The organism is Armatimonadota bacterium (assembly GCA_031459715.1).
Lineage (GTDB): Bacteria > Sysuimicrobiota > Sysuimicrobiia > Sysuimicrobiales > Humicultoraceae > Humicultor > Humicultor tengchongensis.
In genome coordinates this window covers 104,349-125,212 of record JAVKIA010000002.1, presented here as the reverse complement: position 1 = coordinate 125,212, position 20,864 = coordinate 104,349, and the positions used below count along the sequence as shown (strand labels likewise).

Here is a 20,864-nt window from a genome sequence, read left to right as displayed (position 1 = left end):
CGCGGCACGGGGCGCCAGCCAGTCCGACGCGGCCTGGCAACCCCGCCGGGCCCGCGGCTGGCAAGAGGCCGGCGTGCGCCCGATCGATCCCCAAATCAGGCCGGGGGCGGCGGTCCGGGTCTCATAGCCGAAGACGTCGGTGAAAGTCCCGGCCGACATCATGGAACACATGTTGTCGTCCTGAAGGCCCCTGACGTATGCTGGAGAGCGGCACCTGGCCGTGGACGACCCGCTGATCAGGCCCAAGAAGGCGGCCCGTCGCCTGGCTGGCAGCGCGGGCTTCTCCCCACTGCCCCCACCTCGCGGCGCCGCGGCCCTGGACGAGCCCGCCTTCACGGAAAAGCACATCCGGCTGCTGCGCAGCACCTATCGGGCCATGGCCGAGCGGGGGGTGAAGCGCCTCTCCCTGCGGGAGGCCGCCTCGGCCGCCGGTGTGAGCAAGGGCATCCTGCTCTACTACTTCGGCTCAAAGGAGAACCTGATTCTCTCCACCATGCGCTGGGTGCTGGGGCGCGTGGCCCGCCGTATCCAGAACGCGGTCCTCCCGGCTCGTTCCGCCGAGGAGAAGGTCGCGGCGATGATCGATTCCATCTTCGTGGACCCCCGCGCCAATCGCGACTTCTACCTGGTGTTCATGGACCTGCTCACCTACGCGGCGCGCCTGGACCGGTTCGACCGCCTCAATGCCACGTTCCGCCACATCGTGAACGGAGCCTACGCGCAGCTCATCGCTGAAGGAATCCGGGAGGGGGTCTTCCGCGTGGGCGACGCGGCGGAGGCGGCCGCCGTGGTCCGGGCCATGATGGACGGCCTCTTCCTCCAGTGGCTGGAAGAGCCGCAGTGGGAAGCGCTGCACCCCCAGGTGCGCGAGCTCTGCAAGCGGGCGGTGCTCGGCTACCTGCGCGGCGGGGCCGCCTCCCGGCCCGGGGTCGAATCCCCGGCCTAGCCCGGCGGCACGGGGGTGCGCCGCCGGACCAGGTTCACGAACTCCCCCTCGGCCACGACTTCGTCCCGCTGGTTCAGCACCCGTACCGTTTGGACCATGACCCCGCGGTCGGGGTGTCGGCCCGGCTGCAGGCCGGTGATCTCGGTCACGGCGCGGACGGTGTCCCCGATGAAGACCGGCCGCAGGAACTTCCAGTGCCGGATCTCCAGAAATGCTATCATCGTCCCCTCGAAGAGCGCGGTGCGCTGCCGCAGGCCCACCGCCAGCGACAGGGTCAGGGTCCCGTGCGCAACCCGCTGGCCGAAGATCGTTCTCCTGGCAAACTCGGCGTCGCTGTGCAGCGGGTTGAAATCGCCGGTGATACCGGAAAAGGCGACCAGGTCTGCCTCTGTGACGGTCCGGCCGGCCGTGGTGAAGGACATCCCCACCGCCAGGTCGTCGAAGTAGAGCCGCTGCCGCTCGATCTCCACCGCCGCTTCTACCGGGCTATATGCGGACCAGGCGCTTCGCCTTTAGCTCGAACCGCGGCAGGGTCCCCGCGGCTACGGCATATGTCTCGATCCGCAGCCCGAAGCTCAGGCGCAGAGCCTCGGCCACGGCCGCCACGGTCTGGTCCCGCACAGCGGCCCCGTGCCGCCCCTCGTCGATCTCCAGCAGCACCCGCACCCGGTCCATCTCGTCCTGCCGGTAGACCTCGATGCGGAACTCGTCCACGGCGGGGTGGCGGCGCACTATCTCCTCGATGGCGCTGGGAAACACGTTAACCCCCCGGATGACCACCATGTCGTCCACCCGGCCCAGCACGCCGCCGTCCAGCCGGGCGAAGGTCCGGCCGCAGGGACAGGGCGCGGTCACCAGGCGGACCCGGTCGCCGGTGCGGTACCGGATCACGGGCGATCCCGCCCGGCCCAGGTTCGTCAGCACCAGTTCCCCCTCGCCCTCCGCCGCCGTCTCACCCGTCGCCGGGTCGAGGACCTCGGCGATGAACTCGCTCTCATTGAGGTGGAGGCCGCCGGTGCGGGCCAGGCACTCGAAGCCCACCGCGCCCACCTCGGTCATGCCGTAGTGGTCGAAGGAGCGCGCGCCCCAGGCCCGCTCGATCCGCTGCTTCGTGGCGGGGATGCTGGCGCCGGGTTCGCCGGCGTGGATCGTCACCCGCACAGGCAGCGCCGCCGGGTCAAGCCCCTGCTCCCTGGCCACCTGGGCCAGGCGCAGCGCGTACGAGGGTGTGCACACCAGCACAGTGGCGCCGATCTCCTGCATAGTGCGCAGGCGCAGGGCGGAGTCCTGCCCTCCCCCCGGCACCGCCAGGGCGCCCAGGCGGGTCGCGGCGTCAAAGCCAGCCCAGAACCCGATGAACGGGCCGAAGGAGAAGGGGAAGAAGACGCGGTCGGCGGGGCCGACACCGGCGGCGGCGTAGACGAACCCCCAGCAATGGCACCACCACTCCCAGGAGCGGGGTGTGTCCAGCCAGCGCAGCGGCCGGCCGGTGGAGCCGGAGGTCAGGTGGAGGCGGCTGTAGCGTTCCAGCGGGTAGGTGAGCACCGTACCAAAGGGCGGGTGAGCCTCCTGATCGGCCAGCAGCTCCGCCTTGGTCGTCAGGGGGAGGCGTGGCAGGTCGTCGAGTCCGCGGATGTCCTGCAGCGGCCGCACGCCCGCCGCCTGCCACTTCTGCCGATAGAACGGGTTGGCGTCGACCAGTTCCTCGAGCAGGCGGCGCAGTCGCTCCAGCTGCAGCGCCCGCAGAGCGGGACGCTCCAGCGTCTCCACCTCGCTCTGGAAGAAGGGAACCTCGGTGGAAGTGCCGCGCGTCGCCATCGCCGCCGCTACGCCGAGACCTCCCCGGCAGTCTGGCTCAACCCCGCTTCAGGCGGCAGCCCGGCCAGTTCCCGCAGGGCGCGGCGTACGTAGACCCGCACCATCGCCTTGCGGTAGCCCAGAGTCAGGTCGGCGTTGTCCAGGGGTTTTGAGGGCTTCCAGGCGGCCTCCGCCGCAGCCTGGATCACCTCCGGTGTGAGGCGCTGGCCCAGCAGCACCCGTTCGGCGGCCTCGCTGCGGACCGGTCGCGACGCCACCGCACCCAGCACCAGCCGGGCCTGGCGGCAGGTCCCATCCGTCTCCAGCCCCACGGCGGCGGCCACGCCCAGGATGGGAAAGTCGATGGCGCCGCGGCGCCGCAGCTTCCAGTAGGTGACGCGAAGGTCGTCCGGGGGCGGCAGCAGGATGTCCACCAGGATCTCGTCAGCGGCCTTGGCCAGGTACGCGATGCCGTCGTCTCTATAGAGATCGTGCACCGGCACCGTGCGCTCGCCCGCCGCTCCCACCAGCCGGACCCGGGCCTGAAGCGCGATCAGCACGGGCGCCAGGTCCGACGAGGAGATGGCCCAGCAGCGCCCCCCACCCGGAGCCACCCAGCAGACGTCGCCGTCCTTTTTCAGACAGAAGTTGATGGAGCGCCTCCACCAGTAGGGCATGCTGTAGTAGTTGCACCGCGTGTCAATGAGCAGGTTGCCCCCGACGGTGCCCATGTGGCGGATCTGCGGGTTGGAGATGAACCCTGCGGCACGCGCCAGCGCCGGGTAGTGCCGGGCCACCACCGGATGGTCCAGGAACCGCTGCAGCACGACCCCGGCGCCGACCCGCAGGCCCGCTCGCGCATCCCCCGAGATCCCCTGCAGTTCCGGCAACCCCCGCAGGCCCACCAGCACCTTCGGCTCGATCTGGCGGCGTTTCATGTTGGGGTACAGGTCGGTCCCGCCGGCGACCGGTACCGCCTCGGGGCCGTGGTCGGCCAGCAGGCGAACGGCCTCCTCCAGCCGGCGCGGCGCCAGGTAGGTGAAGGGCGGTAGCCGCATCATGGCGGCTGCACCCGGATCGGATCCTTGAAGCGCACCGCCGGGACCCCCCTGGGCCCGACACGGCCGGGCCCGCCCCGCTCGCGGTCGGCCAGGGCGGCGCGCACCTTGTCGGGGGTGAGGGGGACCTCGTCGATGCGCACGCCCAGGGCGTCGGCCACCGCGTTGACCACCGCGGGAACGACGGGCAGCAGGGGCCCCTGTCCGACCTCCTTGGCCCCAAACGGCCCTTCGGGGTCGACGCTCTCGACCAGGAAGGAGTGAATCTCGGGCGCTTCCAGCGTCGTCGGGCTCTTATACTCCAGCATCGACGGGAATTTGTGGACGCCCCGTCGGAAGACCTGCTCCTCCATCAGGGCCTCGCCCAGCGCCATGTAGACGCTGCCCTCGATTTGCCCTTCGACCAGCAGGGGGTTGATCGCCCGGCCGATGTCGTGGGCCAGCCAGACCCGGTCGACGGTGACCCAGCCAGTCTCGGCGTCGCAGGTGACCTCGGCCACGCAGGCGGTGTAGGAGTAGGCAGGGGAGGGTCCCACGCCCGAGCCCTTGTACGGGCCGGCCAGCCGGGGGGGCCGGTACGAGCCGGAGGTGAGCAGCAGGCCCCAACGCGCCTCGGCGACGCGCACGGCCTCGACCCACTCCAGGCCAAGCTCCGGTTTCTCCATGTTGAAGATGCGCCCGCCGCGCGCCGCCAGCAGCTCCACCGGCACCTCCAGCTTCTCGGCCACGGCCTGGAAGATCCGCCCGCGCATCTGGCGGGCGGCCTCCACCGCCGCATTGCCGGCCATGAAAGTCACGCGGCTGGAATAGGCCCCCAGGTCGATCGGGGTAAGGTCGGTGTCGGCCGTCACCAGCGCCACCTCCGCCGGATCGAGGCCCAGCACCTCAGCGACCGCGGAAGCCAGCACCGTATCGGAGCCCTGGCCGATGTCGATGGCCATGGAGTAGACGGTGACACCGCCGCCCCGGTCGATCTTGATCTGCACCTCCGACTGCGGCATCTCGTTCCAGTAGATGGGCAGGGCGGCGCCGCAGAGGTAGGCGCTCACCGCAAACCCCAGCCCGCGGCCGGGTCCCAGCCGGCCGCGCCGTTCCAGGTAACCCGACGCCTCCACCACCCGGTCGATACACTCCCGCAGCCCGCACGAGGTGATGCGCAGGTGGTTGACCGTCATGGAGTAGGGCTCCACCAGGTTGCGGCGCCGCAGCTCCACGGGGTCCAGTCCCAAATCGGCGGCCGCCCGGTCCAGGTGCACCTCCAGGGCGAACCGCGCCTGCGGCGTGCCGTGGCCGCGCTTGGGGCCGCAGGGCGGCTTGTTGGTGAAGACGCGCAGGCCCTCGAAGCGGTAGGCGGGGATCCGGTATGTGGTGGTCTGCAGTGCTCCGGCGTAGTACAGGGTGGCAACGCCGTAGGAACCGTAGGCCCCGCCGTCCAGAAAGGCCTTGAAGTGCATGGCGGTGATGCGGCCGTCGCGGGTGAAGCCGGTCCGCACCCACAGCAGCTCCGGATGCCGCCCCCGGTGGAGGTAGAAGACCTCCTCGCGGGTGCAGGTGATCTTCACCGGCCGGCCCGTCAGCATCGACAGCTTGGCGGCCACGATCTCGTGGGCAAAGGGATCGGACTTGCCGCCGAAGCCGCCCCCCACGGGCGTGGCGATCACGCGTATCCGGCCGGCCGGATACTCCAGGACCTTCGCCAGCGCCCGGTGCACGTAGTGCGGTGTCTGCGTCGACGTCCAGACGGTGAGCTTCCCGTCGGCCTCGTAGGATGCCACCGCGGCGTGCTGCTCCATGGGCAGGTGCGTACTGCCCTGGTAGAACACGACGTCTTCGCGCACGTACTCGGCCTGGCGGAAGCCATACTCCACGTCGCCGAACTCCAGGGCCACCATCTTGTGGACGTTGGCCGGTCCGTCGCCGTAGTCGTGGATCCGCACGTGGTCGCGCGCCAGGGCCTGGTCGATGGTCATGATGGCCTCAAGCGGCTCGTACTCCACGTCGATGAGCTCCAGGGCCCGCTCGGCGGTCTCCTCATCCACCGCGGCCACGGCGGCCACCGGATCCCCCACGAAGCGCACTTTGTCCAGGGCCAGAGCGTGCTCGTCCTGGCTGACGGGCAGGATGCCAAACTTGACCGGAAGGTCCCGCCCGGTGATGACCGCGTGCACCCCGGCGAGGGCCCGGGCGCGGCTGGTGTCGAGGCGCACGATGCGGGCGTGGGCGCAGGTGCTGCGCAGCAGGCGCCCGTACAGCATCCGGGGCAGGTCCAGGTCGTCGGCGTACCTGGTCTGCCCGGTGGCCTTGGCCAGTCCATCCACCCGGGGCAACATCCGGCCGATGACGGAGAAGTCGTGGGCCATCCTATTCCCCCCCGGCGGCCCCGGCCGGCGCGCTGACGGGAGCGCCCGCGGGCGCCGCCTCCTCGGCCATGCGCCGCGCCGCCAGCTCCACCGCCTCGAAGATCTTCACGTAGCCGGTGCACCGGCACAGGTTGCCCGAGAGGGCCTGCGCGATCTCCTGGCGCGTGGGGCGTGGCGTGGCGTCCAGGAGCGCCTTGGCCGTCACCAGGATCCCCGGGGTGCAGTAACCGCACTGCGCCGCGCCCAGTTCGGCGAAGGCGGCCTGGAGGGGATGGGGGCGCCCTCCCTGCGCCAGACCTTCCACCGTGAGGATCTCCCGCCCTTCGACCTCCACCGGCAACGTGAGGCACGACAGCCAGGGCTCGCCGTCCACCAGGACGGTGCAGGTGCCGCACTCCCCAAGTTCGCAGCCGTGTTTGGTGCCGGTCAGGCGCAGGTCCTCGCGCAGCACCTCCAGCAGCGTCTTGTGCACGGGCACGGCGACCTCGCAGGCCTCGCCGTTGACCCTCAGCGTCACCAGCACCTTGGGCATCTCAGCCTCCCCGGGAGCGTCCGGTGGATGCCTCCGCCGCCGCACCGGCGTCACCCAGCCTTGCCTCCGCACCGCCGGCACCCAGCCGCTGCGAGATCTCCCTGGCCGCGGCCCGCACCTCCCGCGCCGCCGCCCGGAGCCGTGAGCGGCTGAGCCGCGCACTGGACCCCACCACGGTCACCGTGCCCGCCAGCCGGCCGAGCACGTCGTACACGGGGGCGGAGAGCGCGCATACCCCGGGCAGGTACTCTTCGTCGTCGAGCGCATAGCCCCGACGGCGCACCCGGCGCAGTTCCTCCAAGTAACGCTGCGGGTCGGTCACGCTGCGCCGGGTAAACGCGGGGAGCCCCCCACGCAGCAGCGGGGCGAGGTCGGCCTCCGGGCGGTGCGCCAGGAGCACCTTGGCCACGGCGCCCGCCAGCGGCGGCAGCCGGTGCCCCAGCGGCGCCACGACCTTAAGGTCGTGGCGAGACTCGGCGCGGGCGACGATGACGGCCCCGTCACCGGCGGGGACGTGTAGCACGGCGGTCTCGCCCACGGTATCGCGGAGGCGCTCCAGCGGACGGCGGGCGGCGCGGGCGAGATCGAGCTCCCGCTGGGCCGCGCTCCCAAGCTCCATCAGCGCCCCGCCCAGCCGGTAGACGCGCGACTCGGCGTCGCGCTCGACCAGGCCGTGGTGCTCGAGGGTGGCCAAAAGGCCCGAGAGGGAACTCTTGCTCACGCCCAGTGCCTGGCTCAGATCGGAGAGGCGGGGCGACGCGCCGTCCGCGGCCAGGGCGCGCAGCACCCGCACGGCCCGGTCCACTGCGGGCACCAGGCGGGGCGCTCTCGGCCGGCCCGAGCTGGCGGCGGGGACCGTGTTCATAACTGTGAACCTGTTTCGGTCTGTCGAACAGCACCCGGATTCGCCAGCGGACACCCCTCCTCCTGCCGGGAAGGCCCCGCCCGGCGGCTGGCGCTCAGGATGCGGTTCCGGCTAACCCGTCCCGTAGGACGAATTCACGTTCCCGGGGCGATCCACCTCGGCAAGCGGGCGAGGAATCCCGGATACCACCGCGCGGCGGTAGGCATGGCCCAATCCGGCGCTCACGTTGCCGACCCAGGCGGCCCGACCCGGGAGACGCAGCCGGCGCCGATGAGCTGATCCACCACGATGTCGAAGATGGGCCCAGTCAGGGTCAGATCGCGCCGGCGCTGGCGGATGATCTCATGGCCGGCCCCAAACGGGATCAGCGACTCCAGGGAGGTGACCATGGCCACCGCGACGCCGTCAGGGACGAACCGGGCGATGGCCTCGGCCAGGCTCATGAGCTTATTGAATGGGCATACGGCATCGCTCAGCTCCGGGCCGGGCGCCCGCACCGCGGCGGGCCGCCAGACCTACGACGAGGCCGGCGTGGGGTGGGCCTGCCGTAGCTTGAATCGCTGGATCTTCCCCGTCACCGTCCTGGGCAGGTCGGCCACGAACTCCACGAACTGCGGGTACTCATACCGCTCCAGCTTCGTCTTACACCACTCCTGCAGCTCCGCCGCCAGCGCCGCCGACCCCACAAACCCCTCCCGCAGAATGACGAAGGCCTTCATCTTGGTCAGGCCCTCGACCTCGATCCCCACCACCGCGGCCTCCCGCACCGCCGGGTGCTCGATCAGGCTGTTCTCCACCTCGATGGGGGAGACCCACAGGCCCCCGACCTTCAGCATGTCGTCCGAGCGGCCTTCGTACCAGAGGAAGCCTTCCCGGTCCATCCGGTACCAGTCACCGGTGCGCATCCACTCACCGACCATGGTGGCCTTGGACTTCTCGTGGAAGTGCCAGTAGTAGGGCGCCGCCGAGTCCCCCTTGACCATCAGGTGGCCAGCGCCGCCGGGCGGCACCGGCCGCCCCTCATCATCCACGATCTTGACCTCGTAGCCCGGCACCGGCTTCCCGCTGGAGCCGGGGCGGAGCGCCTCCCGGGTGTTGGAGGCGAAGATGTGCAGCATCTCGGTGGTGCCGATGCCGTCGAGAATGACCAGCCCGAACGTCTCCTTCCACCGCCGCCAGATCTCGGCCGGGAGGGCCTCGGCCGCCGAGACACACAGTCGCAGCGACGAGAGGTCGTAGCGCGTGCAGTCGGGGAAGTTGAGGATGGCGTTGTACAGGGTGGGTACCCCGAAGAACACCGTGGGCCGGAACCGCTGTATTGTCTCCAGCACCGGCTGGGGAGCCGGGCGCCCCGGCACCAGGACCGTGGCCGCACCCGCCCAGTAGGGGAAGGTCATGTTGTTGCCCAGGCCGTAGGCGTGGAAGAGTTTGGCCGCGGAGTAGGTGATGTCGGCGTCGGTGAGTTGCAGTACGTGCCGGGCGTAGGTCTCACACGTGTAGGGGATGTCGTGGTGCAGGTGCACCACGCCCTTGGGGAGTCCGGTACTGCCGGAACTGTAGAGGATGAAGGCCATGTCGTCGCGGTGGGTGGAGGCGGGCGCCAGGTCGGGCAGGCCTGAGGCCAGCAGGTCGTCCAGCGCCAGCGCCCCCTCCGCCCGGCCGTTGGCCACGACAAGCGTGACCGGGTCGGCGACGCCTTCGGCGGCCTGCCGGACCTTCTCCAGGTGCTCCAGGTCCGTCACCACCACCCGGGCATAGCTGTCCTGGATGAAGTAGCGGTGATCTTCCCACCGCAGCAGCGGGTTGGTCGGCACCGGCACCGCGCCGATGCGTAGCGCGCCGTAGAAGACCGTGGGGAAGGCGGGCGTGTCGTTGAGCACCATGACCACCCGCTCCTCCCGCCGCACCCCCAGCCGCTGCAAGGCGCTACCGCACCGGCAGACCCGTGCCAGCAGGTCTCCGTAGGTGACCTGCTCGTCCCCGCACCTGATGGCCACCTTGCCGGCCCGCCCCGCTTCCACGTTGCGGTCCAGCACAAGCGAGGCATTGTACTGCAACGGTACCTCCACCATCCGCGCCCCCTCCCCTCACGAGGACCTGCGCACCACCACCGACTTTGTCTCCATATAGTAATCGAGGGCTTCGCTGCCGTGCTCCTTGCCGATCCCGCTCTGCTTGACTCCGCCGTGGGGGAGTTCGTCATAGATCTTGGGCGGCGAGTTGATCCAGGTCCACCCCGCCTCCAGCCGCTCGGCGGCATACGAGGCGCGGTCCAGGTCGCGGGTCCAGATAGACGACCCCAGCCCGTAGATCGAGTCGTTGGCCCGGCGGATGGCGTCATCCAGGTCGCGCACGCGCCAGACGGGCAGCACGGGACCAAAGACCTCCTCGCGGGCCACGCGGGCATCGGGCGCGGGCTCCAGCAGCACCGTGGGCTCGTAGAAGAAGCCGCGGGCGAAGGTCGCCCCGGCGGGACGCCTGGCGCCCAGCAGGACCCTGGCGCCGCCAGCCAGGGCGTCGGCCACCTGGGCCTCGATGGTCTCGCGCCCTTGTGCGGTGTGTAGCGGCCCGATCAGGACCCCCTCGGCGTCGCCCGGCCCCAGACGCAACCTGCCGACGCGGGCCTGCAGGTGGCGGAGGAACTCGTCGGCCACGCGCTCGAAGACGTAGAGCCGCTTCACCGCCAGGCAGGCCTGCCCGCAATTGAAGAAGCGCCCCACGCTGGCCGCGCCGGCGGCGGTCTCCAGATCGGCGTCGTCGCAGACGATCATGGGATCGGAGCCGCCGAGTTCCAGCGTGACGCGCTTGAGGTCGGCCGCCGCGCGGGCCAGGATCTCCCTGCCCACGGGCGTGGAGCCGGTGAACGCCACCTTGCGCACCCGGGGGTGTTCCACCAGCGCCCGGCCGGCCTCGGAGCCCCGACCGGTCACGACGTTGAACACCCCGGAGGGCACACCAGCGGCGTGCATGATGGCCGCCACGCGCAGGGTGGCGAGCGGGGTGGTCTCCGCCGGCTTGGCCACAACGGTATTGCCGGCCACCAGGGCGGGGCCCAGCTTGTTGCCCAGCAGCGACACCGGGAAGTTCCAGGGGACGATGGCGGCCACCACACCCATGGGCTGCTTGAGGATCATTCCGTAGGCGCCCTGGTCGAGGTTGGGTACGTATCCGCCCCGGAGGTTCTTGGCCAGGCCGGCGTAGTACTCCAGCGTGTGCACGAAGCGCCGGATCTCCAGACGGGCCTCGCGGAGGGGTTTGCCCTGCTCGGCCACGAGCAGCGGGGCCAGCTCGTCCAGCCGCCCCAGGACGGCGCGCGCCGCGGCGGCCACGAGCTCCCCGCGGCGGGCGGCGGGGAGGTCGCGCCAGGCGGGAAAAGCCGTGGCCGCGGCGTTGACGGCCGCGTCGACCTCGGAGGATCCGCCCCGGGGCACGGTGTCGATGACCTCGCCGCTGGCCGGGTTCGTCACGGCCAGCCGGTCAAGCCCGGCGAACGAGACGCTCTGCCCGTCGATGAACATCTCAGCCATCCCACGCCTCCAGGGGCACCGCAACCCGGCCGGCTGCTCAGGGCACAGGCACGCGGGCCAGGCGACGCACGAACGGTACCAGTCCCTGCCGAAACGCCAGGAAAAGAACGATCAGCAGAACGCCGTACGCCAGCACCGTGGCCTGCCCGAACGGTCGCACAAGCTCGTCGATAAGGGTGAAGGCGGCGGCACCGATGACAGGCCCAAGCAGCGTCCGCATCCCGCCCAACAGCAGGGCGATAAGGACCACGATGTCGATGTGCGCCAGGGAGAAGATGCTGGGACTGATGAACCCGTTGAAGTCGGCGAACAGGGCTCCGGCCAGGCCGATCAGGCCCGATCCCACCGCGGCCGCCAGCACCTTGTAGCGCGTCACGTCGATCCCGGCCAGCTCCGCGGTCAGCTCGTCCTCGCTGAGCGCGCCGAAGGCCAGCCCGGGCCGGCCGTCCATGAGCCACCGGTACACCCCCAGGGCCAGGACCAGGAGGGCCAGGAGGGCGTAGTACGCGACCACCGGGTATCCGGCTAGACCAACCCCCAGCCCCTGGGTGACGATCCCGGTTTCGCCGTTCGTGTACCGCCGGAGCCCCAGGAGGAGGTTCTGGAAGATGAGTGACACCACCAGGGTCACGATGCCCGCGAAGATTACCCCGAGCCCCCGGCGGGCGGCCACGTAGCTGAGTAACGCGCCCAGCGTGCCAGCCCCCAGAGTGCCCAGGGCAATGCCCGCCGCCGGGGCCAGCCGCGCTTCCCGCACCAGAATCACCGACAGGTAGGCGGAGAGTCCGGCCAGGGCGCCCAGGCAGAGAAAGAGCTGTCTGGTGTGTCCGAAGATGATGTTGAATGCTACGGTGTAGATGATCATGACCAGCATCAGGGTGGTGATGCGCAGAGAGTAGCCGCCAGTGCCGAAGACCCACGGGAGGAGGGCCAGGACCGCCCCCGTTACCAGGACCGGTATCATCCGTCTGGAGCGCGGTCGTTCCCTCATGTCCAGTAGGCCAGCAGGCCCTCGGGGCGCACCAGCAGGGTGAGCAGAGCCGCCAGGAGGAGCAGGATCCACGTGAGATATGTCCCCACGTAGAAGCTGGAAAAGGCATTCACCAGGCCAAGGAGCAGGCCGGCGACGAAGGTACCGGTCAGGCTGCGCACCCCACCGACAACCGCAACGATGAGGGCCAGGACGGTGAACTCCGGCCCCATCTCCGGCCCCACGTGCGAGAAGAGCCCCTGGGCCAGACCGGCCAGCCCCGCCAGGAGGGCGCTCAGGCCGACGACGATGGTGCGCGCCCGGTCCACGTCGATGCCGCACAGGACCGCGCCCGTCTCGTTCTGCATGATGGAGCGCACCGCGCTTCCCAGGAGCGTGCTCCGCAGGAACAGGCCCAGGAGGACAAAGGCCGCCAGCCCCAGACCTGCCACCGCCAGGCTGACCGTGCGGATGCGCACCCCTGCCAGGACCACGGCGGGGGCCGGCAGCCGCAGCGTCAGCGCCACGCTCGGATAGCGATAGGCCAGGAAGCCGTCGACGACGAAGGCGAAGCCCAGGGTCAGGATAAGCGCCAGCAGGAGCCGCTCTTCCCCCCGGCGACGGTACGCAGGTCGCAACAGCGTCCGATCCATGACCACACCCAGCAGACCGGCGCCCAGGACCCCGAGCATGGCGGCGGGCGCGGGATGGAGGCCAGCGCCGATGAGCAGGGCCGCCGCTACCCCCGTGGTCACGGCCAGCTGCCCGTGGGCCAGGTTCAGCACGCCGCCCAGGCCGTAGACCAGGGTGATGCCGACCCCGAGTAGCCCCAGCTGTAGCCCCTGCACCATCCCGTCGATCAGGACGGCGATCACCACGGCCGCGACGCCACCGTCGCGCCCACCGTCAGGCCACCCCCAGGTAGGCGCGCTTCAGCGCGGAGTCTGCCAGGAGGTCGTCCGGGGCCCCCGCCAGAACCACCTCTCCGTTCTCCAGCACGTACAGGCGCTCGCAGAATTCCAGCGCCCGCGGCACCTGCTGCTCGGCCAGCAGGACGGTGAGGCCGGCGTCACGCAGCCGGCCGAGCTGGTGGTATAGTTCCGCCACCAGCAGGGGGGCCAGGCCCGTGGAGGGCTCGTCGAGGAGCAGGACCTGGGGCTGCATCATTACGCCGCGGGCGATGGCCAGCATCTGCTGTTCTCCGCCGCTCAGGGTCCCCGCCCGCTGGTGGCGGCGCTCCGCCAGTCGCGGGAACAGGTCGTAGACGAACTCGACGCGGGCCTTGAAGCCGGCGGGGTGCGGGTAGGTTCCCAGCCGGAGGTGCTCCAGGACCGTCATCTGCGGGAACAGCTCGCGCTCGGCCGGCACGTACACGATGCCGAGCCGCGCCACCACGTGCGCTGGCAGCTCGTCCAGCCGCAGGCCTTCCCAGGCGATGCTCCCGGCACGCGGCCGCACCAGTCCGGCAATGGTGCGCAGGAGGGTAGTCTTGCCCGCCCCGTTGGGGCCGATCACCCCCACAGCCTCGCCCCGCCGGACCTTCAGGCTGACGTCCCGCAGGATGGGGATGTCGTCGTAGGCCGTCGCCAATCCCTCAACGGACAGCATACACCTAGCGGCTTGGCCCTCCCCGCTGCGCCGGTTCCGTCACACCCAGGTACGCCTGGATGACGGCCGGGTCCCTGGCGATGACATCGGGCGTGCCCGCGGCGATCAACCGACCGTAGTTCAGGACGAAGACGCGCTCGGCGGCGCTCATGATGGCTTTCATCACGTGCTCCACCCAGATAATGGCCACGTGCCGCTCATCCCGCACGCGGCGGAGCAACTGCACGCACTCCTCGACCTCCCCCGGGTTGAGTCCGCTCATCACCTCGTCGATCAGGATCAACTGGGGCCGAGCCGCCAGGGCGCGGGCCAGGTCCACCAGTTTCTTCTCCTGTAATGTTAGCCTGGCGACGGGCTGGTCCTGTTTGTCCTCCAGTCCCACCAGGGCCAGGGTCTCCTGGGCCTGGCGCCGGGCCTCTGCTTGAGACCGCCGAGGAGATCCGTCGCCGAACAGCGCCCCCACCGTCACGTTCTCCAGCACGGTCATCCCCGGGAAGAGCCGGGGGATCTGGAGCACACGTCCCACGCCCAGCCGCGCCACGGCGTGGGGGGCGAGCCCGGTGATGTCCCGTCCGCGCAGCCGGACGGTACCGGCATTGGGACGGAGGACACCGCTGATCAGGTTGAGCACGGTAGTCTTCCCGGCCCCGTTGGGGCCGATAAGCCCCACGATGCTCCGGGGAGAGACCGCTAAGCTCACCTCCGCCACCGCCACCATGCCCCCGAACATCTTGGTGAGCCGGTGGCACTCCAGGAACGGTCCGTCACTCTGCGGGGACATACGGCTCGACGGCCGGGGGACGGAACAGCCACTTCTGGAACCAGCCCGCGCCGGGGTTGGCACCGCCGGGGGCCTCCCCACGCTCGATGACAAAGATGATCGGGCGAGCTTCCTTCATCTCTCCCCATTCAGTATAGGAGAGGGGCCAGCCGTGGCCGGCCTGGATGAAGCGCCCCTTGCGAATCGTGTCCGCGAGTACCGGCGGGTCCGTGCTCTTCGCCCGCCGGGCGGCGTCCGCCACCATCTTGACGATGACATACCCGGAGAGCGCGCTGTTGTCGAAGTAGCGCTTGTACTCGGTGTGGAACCTGGCGGCGAGACGCGCCCAGGTAGGGTTCTGAAAGTCGACGCAGGAGTAGTCCTGGAAGCGGCCGTAGACGGCGTCCCCCGCCCGCTGCACCATCAACTCCGGCGGCAACACGGAGCCGATCACCGGCGCCGTCATGCCGAGCTCCCACATTTGGCGGACAATGGTGGGGTTGCCCGGAGGATGGCCCGCCGCCACCAGCAGCTGAGGATTCAGCGGCTGGAGCCGCCGCAGGTATGGCGTGAAGTCAGGCGTAACCACCGGCGCGACCTCCTGCTGCGTGCGGACGCCGGGCAGGGGAGCCACATACCGCTCAAACGCCTCCCGGATGGAGTGTCCCCAGGCATAGTCGGCGACGATGGCTCCCACACGCGTGTACTTTTCTCGCTGCACCATCCCCGCGATGGCCTGGACGTACATCGGCGCGGCCACCAGGCACGTCCGGAAGGTGAACCGGGTCCGGCGGGTGAGGATGGCGTGGGAGCCGGCCATGGTCAGAAAGAGAGGAACGCGCAGGCTCTCGGCCTCGCGAGCTGCGGCCAGGGCCACATCGCTGGAGATCACCCCTCCGGCCGCGACAATCCGGTCCCGCTCCACCAGGGACCGAAAGGCCGTGATGGCCTCCGCCGGGTTGTTCCGGTCGTCCCGTTCCACCAGCTCGAGTGGCCGCCCCAGCACCCCGCCGCCGGCGTTCACCTCCGCGACGGCCATCTTCATGCCGTCCCGGGCGTTGACGCCCCAGAAGGCGAATGGACCGCTGAGCGAACTGAGAAAGGCGATCCGCACCGGCTGCGGCTGCGCCGCGGCCGGCCCCAGGGTCGCCGCCAAGAGCGTCAGGATGGCGGCGGCCGCAATCATGGTCCGCATGGCACTCCTCACCCCCTCTGCAGATCTGCCGGTTCCACTATCGGAGCGAACTGTGGCTTGCGTCTTTCAATGAACGCGCGCACCCCCTCCTGGCCGTCCGGACTGCGGAAGAGGCCGTCCAGCAGCTCACGCTCGATGCGCAGCCCGTCGTCCAGCGGCCGTTCCCGCCCCTGGTGCACGGCCAGCTTGATGGCCCCGATCGCCGAGGCGGAGCCTTCGGTCAGCGCCTGGGCGTAGGCGAGGGTCTCGGCGTCGAGACGGTCAGGAGGAAACACCCGGTCCAGGATCCCCAGGGCCTGCGCTTCTCCGGGTGAGATGCGCCGGCCGGTGATCATCAGGTCCAGCGCCCGGCTCCAGCCGATCAGACGCGGCAGGCGCTGCGTGCCGCCGTTGCCGGGCAGCAGTCCCAGGGTCGCCTCGGGGACGCCCAGGCTGTAGGTGCCGTCGGCGCCGAAGCGCAGGTCGCAGGCCAGGGCTATCTCCAGGCCTCCCCCCAGCGCGTGCCCGGCGATCTGGGCGATGAAGACCTTGGGAACGGCGGCAATGCGGGCCAGCGCGCGGTGGGCCAGGCGGCACATCGCCATGTTCTGTTCGGGGGTGTTCTCGCCGAAGGCTTTGATGTCGGCACCGGCGCAGAAGAACTTCTCCAGCGCGCTGCGGACGACCACCGCCCGGGCCCCGGCATCCTCGGCGGCCGCCCGAATGGCCCGCTCCAGCTCCTCCATGAAGGTGATCTCGTAGGAGTTGGCGGGCGGGCGGTTGAGGGTGATGAACCCCACCGACCCTTCGCGCGTGTACTCGACGGCCATCCTTCCCCTCCTGATCGTCGAGGGACGATGCGGCGGCACGAACTATTCCAGGTCGCCGACGACCACCGACTTGCCCTCGACGTAGTAGTCCATGGCCTCGATGCCGTGCTCGCGTCCGATCCCCGACGCCTTCACCCCGCCGAACGGCAGTTCGTCGTACCCATAGTGGACCTGATTCACCCAGGTCATTCCGGCCTCGATCTCCTGGGCCGCCCGGTGGATCCACCGGACGTTGTAGGTCCAGATAGACGAGCCCAGACCGTAGACCGAGTCGTTGGCCAGCCGGATCGCCTCATCGATGCCCGAGACTTTGAACACCGGCAGGAGCGGCCCGAATGTCTCCTCCTGAACCACCCGGCTGTCGTGCGGCGCCCCGGTGACCACGGTGGGCGTGAAGAAGTACCCTTTGTCGCGCCCCTCGGGCACCGCGCCCCCATAGGCCACCCGGGCGCCCCGGCCCAGGGCATCCTGGAGTTGCTCGACGATCTCCTGACGCTGTTCGGCGGTGTGCAGGGGACCCAGGCGGATCCGGGGCCGTTCCGCCTTCACCCATCCCTCCCCCGGCTCATAGCGCGCCACACCGGCGAGGAGCTTTTCCAGGAAGGCCTGGTAGACCTCGGCGAAGACGTAGACTCGCTTGGCCGCCAGACACGCCTGACCGCAGTTCCAGAAGCGACCGATCAGCACGCCGCGGACGGCCTTGTCCAGGTCGGCGTCCGCGCAGACGATGACCGGGTCGGAGCCACCCAGCTCCAGCGTCACGCGTTTGAACGACGGCCCGGCCACCTCCATGATCCGCCGGCCGGTGGTGGTCTGCCCGGTGAAGGCCACACGTCGCACATCTGGATGCCCCGCCAGCGCCTCACCTACCAGCGGGCCGGGGCCTGTAATCACGTTGAGGACGCCGGCCGGCAGCACCTCGTTCATCAGACCGATGACGCGCAGCGTCGCCAGTGGGGTAGTGCTCGCCGGCTTGATCACTACGGTGTTGCCGGCCGCCAGCGCCGGGCCGATCTTGGTACCCATCAGCGTGAGCGGGAAGTTCCACGGCACGATGGCGGCGCAGATCCCCACGGGCCGGCGGATCACCAGGCCGTAGGCCCTGCCCAACGCCGACGGCAGGGGAGCATAGACCCCGCGTTGCTTGCTGGCCAGGTCCGCGTAGAACTCCATCCCGTGGAGAAAGTGGGTGAGCTCGCCGCTGGCCTCATGCAGCGGCTTCCCCTGCTCACGCACCAGGAGGTCGGCCACCTCCGGAGCGTGGGCCCGGACCCGGGCCAGGCCCTCGCGGATCTTGTGGGCGCGCTCGTCCGGGTCGGTCTTCGCCCAGGTGTCGAACGCCCGCCGCGCCGCCGCCACCGCGGCGTCGACGTCCTCGGGCCCGGCCCTGGGCACGGTGTCGACCACCTCCTCGGTGGCCGGGTTCAGCACCGGCATCTGCTGGCCGCTTCTGGCCGGGACCATCTCACCGTTGATTACCAGCAACGCCATGGCCAGACCTCCTCGTCCCCACCGTTCGAGGCCCGGCACCTGCCCCCGCCGCTCGCGACCGCCCCTATCGGCGGATCCGCTCGAAAGGACTGTGGCAGGCGCGGCACAGGTACTGCTCGGACATCAGCTGCGGTCCGAAGGCACCGACCCGCTCCACGTCCGTCGACTGGCACCAGGGGCACCGCGGCCCGTCCCCGGGGGGCGCGCCCGGGCGGGTCAGGCCTCGAGCCGGCGCTGTGTCGCGTTCCACCTTTCCCACGGGAGCGGCGGCACCTCCCAGCTGCCCTCCTCGAGATTCCACCGCACCGGGAGATGCACGCCCACCTCCAGCAGCAGCGGCGCCACCCGGCGGAGGTACGCCTGGCGGAGAGCGTCGTTGGCAGCGGCAAGGAAACCCTGGCTCCGCAGCATCTCCACGCCCGCCTCCCCGGTCGGTCCGTACCAGCACAGCATCTCTGTCAGTGCCTCGTCCACGCGCGCCTGCAGGGCCGCCGCTCCCCCGGGGATCGCCGCCAGCCGGCGGACCAGGCTCTCCGCGTAGCCCAGGTGCGCGCGCTCCTCCTCCAGCGCGCGCCGTACGCGGCTGGCCAGCGCCTCGTGACGAGAAGCCACCAACGCCTCAAACATGGTGGTGACCGCCGTGTCCACCAGGACAGCGGCGGCCACTACGTGAGACCAGGTGGGAAACGGCGCATCCAGGAAGCGCACGCAGAAACGGCGGTCGCGGTCGGTCTCGCGCTCCAGGGGCGCGGGCCGGTTGGGGTACGCCAGATCCTCCAGTAGCGGATAGATGGCCCGCGAGTGCCCCAGGTCCTCCTGGGCGATGGCGGCGCACGCCACCGACGCTTCCAGAAACGGCGCGGCCGGCGCCCACTCGGAGAGGCGTCGCCCCAGGAAGTACTTGGTATCCGCCAGGACCACGATGAGGTTGACCAGCGCCGGCAGCGCCAGCTCGGGGGCGGAGGTGACCTCGTGGTTCATGCGGTCGGCTCCAGAGCCGGCGGCCCGATAACCCAGTGCACCGCCGCATCCGGTGCCAGCACCAGTTCCAGCCAGTCGGAGCCGAACCGCTCCCGGGCCAGCCGGGCGGCGTCCTCACCCGCGGGCACCTCCAGCACCCCGTGATACTCAAGCGCCTCCGAGTAGGCGCGCCGCGCCAGAACCAGGAAGCGCACCCGGCCGGTCATTGGGGACGGATCACCGGGAGCAACGCCCGGCGCGGCACCACGAACATGGCCCGCCACCTCCACTCGTCGTACAGCTTGTGCGCAAAGATACCCGCCTCGCGTGAGCCCGTGGCCCGCACCGCGCCCACGTTGCGCAGCGGCTCACCGGCCTCCGCGCGGGCGGCGAACACCTCGTAGTACTCTTCGTTCATCCGCACCCTCAGGACATGGCCGGGGACGCCGGAGGTCAGACCAGACGCTAGACCACCCCGAGCCGGCGGAGGCGGCGCGACCCCTCCGCGGTGATGTCGGCGCGGCTCCACGGCTCCCAGACCACCTCCAGATCCACCTGGCGCACGCCCGGCAGACGCCGCAACCGCGCGGTGATGTCGTCCTGGATCAGGTCCACACACGGACAGCCCATGGACGTGAAGGTAATCCGGACCCGGACGGTGTCACCCTGGACGGCCACACCGCGGATCAGGCCCAGGTCCACAATGCTCACAGGGTACTCGGGGTCGAGCACCTCGCGCAGGGCGGCCAGAGCCTCCTCCGCCGTGCACCGCTCACCCGGCGCCAGCGCTGCGGGCGGAGGGTCGACCGGCGGTCCTGCCATCTGGTCCCACCCTCTCAGGCCTGGAGCTGCTGCAGCTGGCGATAGCCTCGCTGGATTTCAGCCACCAGCTCGGCGTTGGCAGGTCCCCGCTGCCTCCAGCGCCCCACGACCTCATCCCAGGTGGTGGCGCCTTCTTCCAGGCGCCAGCGTTTCTGCGCTGCGTCGAATCGCGCCGGGAACGGGCAGGTGATGACCCAGCGGCGGGCGGATGGGTCGTAGCGCGCCGGCACCTCCAGGCCCAGCGCCTGGCAGAGGGGGACGGCGGTGGAGAGCCACTGCTGGCGCAGCTCGTCGTTGGTGCAGCCCTTGAGGCCATAGCCGATCTGCTCCTTGTGGCGCTTGAGGTCGTCGGGCAGCCCGAACCACTCCACGGTCAGGAGGAACATCCAGTCCACCGCCCGCTGCAGCTCGGCCCGGGTGGCGGGGGCGGCCGCCAGCGTATGCATCCACTTCTCCCCGTGACGCAGGTGGAAGTTCTCCTCGCGGTCCACCTTGGCCAGCGCCCGTTTCCACGGCCCGTACGTGGTGTGCCGGTAAATATCGCCCAGCAGGACGAAACCGGCGCGGTCATAGAAGGCGTTGGCCACCACCAGTTCCGTCCACGACTCCAGCGGCACGTCGAACGCGAAAGGATGCTTGAACTGCGCCGGGTCGCGCTCATATATGAGCGCGTCGGTATCGACGCCCAGGTCGCGCAGCATGCGGTAGGCGATGTGGGCGTGGCCCAGTTCGTCCTGGATGATGCCGATGGCCGAAATGTAGGAGTTGATGCTGGGGGCGTCCTGCGCGGCACGCAGGTAGGCCGGCGCGCTGATCAGCTCGGTGTCCGCCGAGACGATCAGGGTGCGCTGGAGTGACTCGACGTACGCTGAGGTTGCGTACTCGGGACCCTCCACCAGTTCGCCCCGGTCGAGACGTGCCCGGAGGGCCTCCTCGGTGACTGGAGCCACCCGCTTCCCCCGTGCAGAAAGAACACAGCGCCGCCCGCTGCTCCCCGGCTACTATGTTGGTGACAATAGCAGGATTTGACCAAACGGTCAAGCAGTGCACATCTAGCAGGTGCGTACCCGCTCATGGGCCTCCTCTGGCGGGAGTGGAGGACCTCCGCTCGCCGGCCGAGCATAAGATCGGGCACTCCCCCGATGGACAGGCTGCCCCCTTTTG

The 20,864-nt window shown here is 70.2% G+C and carries 22 protein-coding genes; 1 reads left to right on the top strand and 21 read right to left on the bottom strand.

Annotated features, from left to right (window positions below):
- Positions 1–220 precede the first annotated feature (220 nt).
- Positions 221–946 carry a TetR family transcriptional regulator C-terminal domain-containing protein gene (locus QN152_01640; protein MDR7538222.1) on the top strand — a complete coding sequence of 242 codons (726 nt, stop codon included), beginning with the start codon at positions 221–223 and terminating at the stop codon, positions 944–946.
- Here the strand turns inward: QN152_01640 and QN152_01635 are convergent.
- The 21 genes from QN152_01635 to QN152_01535 all read right to left on the bottom strand — a co-directional run bounded on the left by QN152_01635 (position 943) and on the right by QN152_01535 (position 20,650).
- A complete protein-coding gene (locus QN152_01635) occupies positions 943–1,368 on the bottom strand; it encodes a MaoC/PaaZ C-terminal domain-containing protein (GenBank protein MDR7538221.1) in 426 nt (141 codons plus the stop codon). The two genes, QN152_01640 and QN152_01635, sit on opposite strands and share 4 nt — an antisense overlap.
- Positions 1,369–1,432: 64 nt before the next feature.
- The gene (locus QN152_01630; protein MDR7538220.1) at positions 1,433–2,764 is read right to left on the bottom strand and encodes an AMP-binding protein; all 1,332 of its coding nucleotides are present in this window, start codon (positions 2,762–2,764) and stop codon (positions 1,433–1,435) included.
- Positions 2,765–2,772: 8 nt separating this feature from the next.
- Positions 2,773–3,804 (bottom strand): FAD binding domain-containing protein, encoded by a 1,032-nt coding sequence (locus QN152_01625; GenBank protein MDR7538219.1) that lies wholly within the window; start codon positions 3,802–3,804, stop codon positions 2,773–2,775.
- Complete coding sequence (locus tag QN152_01620; protein MDR7538218.1) at positions 3,801–6,161, bottom strand: molybdopterin-dependent oxidoreductase; 2,361 nt, start codon at positions 6,159–6,161, stop codon at positions 3,801–3,803. Before QN152_01620 ends, QN152_01625 begins: the two co-directional genes overlap by 4 nt.
- Position 6,162: 1 nt before the next feature.
- A complete protein-coding gene (locus QN152_01615) occupies positions 6,163–6,693 on the bottom strand; it encodes a (2Fe-2S)-binding protein (protein MDR7538217.1) in 531 nt (176 codons plus the stop codon).
- A gap of 1 nt (position 6,694) precedes the next feature.
- Positions 6,695–7,558 carry an IclR family transcriptional regulator gene (locus tag QN152_01610; GenBank protein MDR7538216.1) on the bottom strand — a complete coding sequence of 288 codons (864 nt, stop codon included), beginning with the start codon at positions 7,556–7,558 and terminating at the stop codon, positions 6,695–6,697.
- 221 nt (positions 7,559–7,779) lie between these two features.
- A complete protein-coding gene (locus tag QN152_01605; GenBank protein ID MDR7538215.1) occupies positions 7,780–8,001 on the bottom strand; it encodes a hypothetical protein in 222 nt (73 codons plus the stop codon).
- 72 nt (positions 8,002–8,073) lie between these two features.
- Positions 8,074–9,630, bottom strand: a complete 1,557-nt coding sequence (locus QN152_01600; protein ID MDR7538214.1) for a benzoate-CoA ligase family protein — start codon at positions 9,628–9,630, stop codon at positions 8,074–8,076.
- 15 nt (positions 9,631–9,645) lie between these two features.
- The gene (locus QN152_01595; GenBank protein MDR7538213.1) at positions 9,646–11,085 is read right to left on the bottom strand and encodes an aldehyde dehydrogenase family protein; all 1,440 of its coding nucleotides are present in this window, start codon (positions 11,083–11,085) and stop codon (positions 9,646–9,648) included.
- A gap of 37 nt (positions 11,086–11,122) precedes the next feature.
- Positions 11,123–12,049, bottom strand: coding sequence for a branched-chain amino acid ABC transporter permease (locus QN152_01590; protein MDR7538212.1), 927 nt, complete (start codon positions 12,047–12,049; stop codon positions 11,123–11,125).
- Between the two features lie 23 nt (positions 12,050–12,072).
- Complete coding sequence (locus tag QN152_01585; GenBank protein ID MDR7538211.1) at positions 12,073–12,930, bottom strand: branched-chain amino acid ABC transporter permease; 858 nt, start codon at positions 12,928–12,930, stop codon at positions 12,073–12,075.
- A 31-nt stretch (positions 12,931–12,961) separates the two neighbouring features.
- Complete coding sequence (locus tag QN152_01580; GenBank protein MDR7538210.1) at positions 12,962–13,663, bottom strand: ABC transporter ATP-binding protein; 702 nt, start codon at positions 13,661–13,663, stop codon at positions 12,962–12,964.
- A gap of 4 nt (positions 13,664–13,667) precedes the next feature.
- On the bottom strand, positions 13,668–14,444 hold the full coding sequence (locus QN152_01575) for an ABC transporter ATP-binding protein (GenBank protein MDR7538209.1): 777 nt from the start codon (positions 14,442–14,444) through the stop codon (positions 13,668–13,670).
- A complete protein-coding gene (locus tag QN152_01570) occupies positions 14,428–15,618 on the bottom strand; it encodes an ABC transporter substrate-binding protein (protein ID MDR7538208.1) in 1,191 nt (396 codons plus the stop codon). The genes QN152_01575 and QN152_01570 overlap by 17 nt, the downstream gene beginning before the upstream one ends.
- A gap of 8 nt (positions 15,619–15,626) precedes the next feature.
- Positions 15,627–16,427: an enoyl-CoA hydratase/isomerase family protein gene (locus QN152_01565; protein MDR7538207.1), complete on the bottom strand. Its 801-nt coding sequence runs from the start codon at positions 16,425–16,427 to the stop codon at positions 15,627–15,629.
- A 42-nt stretch (positions 16,428–16,469) separates the two neighbouring features.
- A complete protein-coding gene (locus QN152_01560; GenBank protein ID MDR7538206.1) occupies positions 16,470–17,918 on the bottom strand; it encodes an aldehyde dehydrogenase family protein in 1,449 nt (482 codons plus the stop codon).
- A 216-nt stretch (positions 17,919–18,134) separates the two neighbouring features.
- A complete protein-coding gene (locus QN152_01555) occupies positions 18,135–18,899 on the bottom strand; it encodes a Phenylacetic acid catabolic protein (GenBank protein ID MDR7538205.1) in 765 nt (254 codons plus the stop codon).
- Positions 18,896–19,105, bottom strand: a complete 210-nt coding sequence (locus tag QN152_01550) for a hypothetical protein (protein ID MDR7538204.1) — start codon at positions 19,103–19,105, stop codon at positions 18,896–18,898. Before QN152_01550 ends, QN152_01555 begins: the two co-directional genes overlap by 4 nt.
- A complete protein-coding gene (locus QN152_01545; protein MDR7538203.1) occupies positions 19,102–19,296 on the bottom strand; it encodes a hypothetical protein in 195 nt (64 codons plus the stop codon). The genes QN152_01550 and QN152_01545 overlap by 4 nt, the downstream gene beginning before the upstream one ends.
- Before the next feature lie 47 nt (positions 19,297–19,343).
- Complete coding sequence (locus QN152_01540; GenBank protein MDR7538202.1) at positions 19,344–19,700, bottom strand: metal-sulfur cluster assembly factor; 357 nt, start codon at positions 19,698–19,700, stop codon at positions 19,344–19,346.
- Positions 19,701–19,714: 14 nt separating this feature from the next.
- Positions 19,715–20,650 (bottom strand): Phenylacetic acid catabolic protein, encoded by a 936-nt coding sequence (locus QN152_01535; protein MDR7538201.1) that lies wholly within the window; start codon positions 20,648–20,650, stop codon positions 19,715–19,717.
- Positions 20,651–20,864 lie beyond the last annotated feature (214 nt).

Excerpts from the sequence above, each read along its gene's own strand:
- QN152_01635 (MDR7538221.1), bottom strand. The coding sequence starts at position 1,368 with ATGTCCTTCACCACGGCCGGCCGGACCGTCACAGAGGCAGACCTGGTC.
- QN152_01630 (MDR7538220.1), bottom strand. The coding sequence starts at position 2,764 with ATGGCGACGCGCGGCACTTCCACCGAGGTTCCCTTCTTCCAGAGCGAG.
- QN152_01625 (MDR7538219.1), bottom strand. The coding sequence starts at position 3,804 with ATGATGCGGCTACCGCCCTTCACCTACCTGGCGCCGCGCCGGCTGGAG.
- QN152_01620 (MDR7538218.1), bottom strand. The coding sequence starts at position 6,161 with ATGGCCCACGACTTCTCCGTCATCGGCCGGATGTTGCCCCGGGTGGAT.
- QN152_01615 (MDR7538217.1), bottom strand. The coding sequence starts at position 6,693 with ATGCCCAAGGTGCTGGTGACGCTGAGGGTCAACGGCGAGGCCTGCGAG.
- QN152_01610 (MDR7538216.1), bottom strand. The coding sequence starts at position 7,558 with ATGAACACGGTCCCCGCCGCCAGCTCGGGCCGGCCGAGAGCGCCCCGC.
- QN152_01605 (MDR7538215.1), bottom strand. The coding sequence starts at position 8,001 with ATGAGCCTGGCCGAGGCCATCGCCCGGTTCGTCCCTGACGGCGTCGCG.
- QN152_01600 (MDR7538214.1), bottom strand. The coding sequence starts at position 9,630 with ATGGTGGAGGTACCGTTGCAGTACAATGCCTCGCTTGTGCTGGACCGC.
- QN152_01595 (MDR7538213.1), bottom strand. The coding sequence starts at position 11,085 with ATGGCTGAGATGTTCATCGACGGGCAGAGCGTCTCGTTCGCCGGGCTT.
- QN152_01590 (MDR7538212.1), bottom strand. The coding sequence starts at position 12,049 with ATGATACCGGTCCTGGTAACGGGGGCGGTCCTGGCCCTCCTCCCGTGG.
- QN152_01580 (MDR7538210.1), bottom strand. The coding sequence starts at position 13,663 with ATGCTGTCCGTTGAGGGATTGGCGACGGCCTACGACGACATCCCCATC.
- QN152_01575 (MDR7538209.1), bottom strand. The coding sequence starts at position 14,444 with ATGTCCCCGCAGAGTGACGGACCGTTCCTGGAGTGCCACCGGCTCACC.
- QN152_01570 (MDR7538208.1), bottom strand. The coding sequence starts at position 15,618 with ATGCGGACCATGATTGCGGCCGCCGCCATCCTGACGCTCTTGGCGGCG.
- QN152_01565 (MDR7538207.1), bottom strand. The coding sequence starts at position 16,427 with ATGGCCGTCGAGTACACGCGCGAAGGGTCGGTGGGGTTCATCACCCTC.
- QN152_01560 (MDR7538206.1), bottom strand. The coding sequence starts at position 17,918 with ATGGCGTTGCTGGTAATCAACGGTGAGATGGTCCCGGCCAGAAGCGGC.
- QN152_01555 (MDR7538205.1), bottom strand. The coding sequence starts at position 18,899 with ATGAACCACGAGGTCACCTCCGCCCCCGAGCTGGCGCTGCCGGCGCTG.
- QN152_01550 (MDR7538204.1), bottom strand. The coding sequence starts at position 19,105 with ATGACCGGCCGGGTGCGCTTCCTGGTTCTGGCGCGGCGCGCCTACTCG.
- QN152_01545 (MDR7538203.1), bottom strand. The coding sequence starts at position 19,296 with ATGAACGAAGAGTACTACGAGGTGTTCGCCGCCCGCGCGGAGGCCGGT.
- QN152_01540 (MDR7538202.1), bottom strand. The coding sequence starts at position 19,700 with ATGGCAGGACCGCCGGTCGACCCTCCGCCCGCAGCGCTGGCGCCGGGT.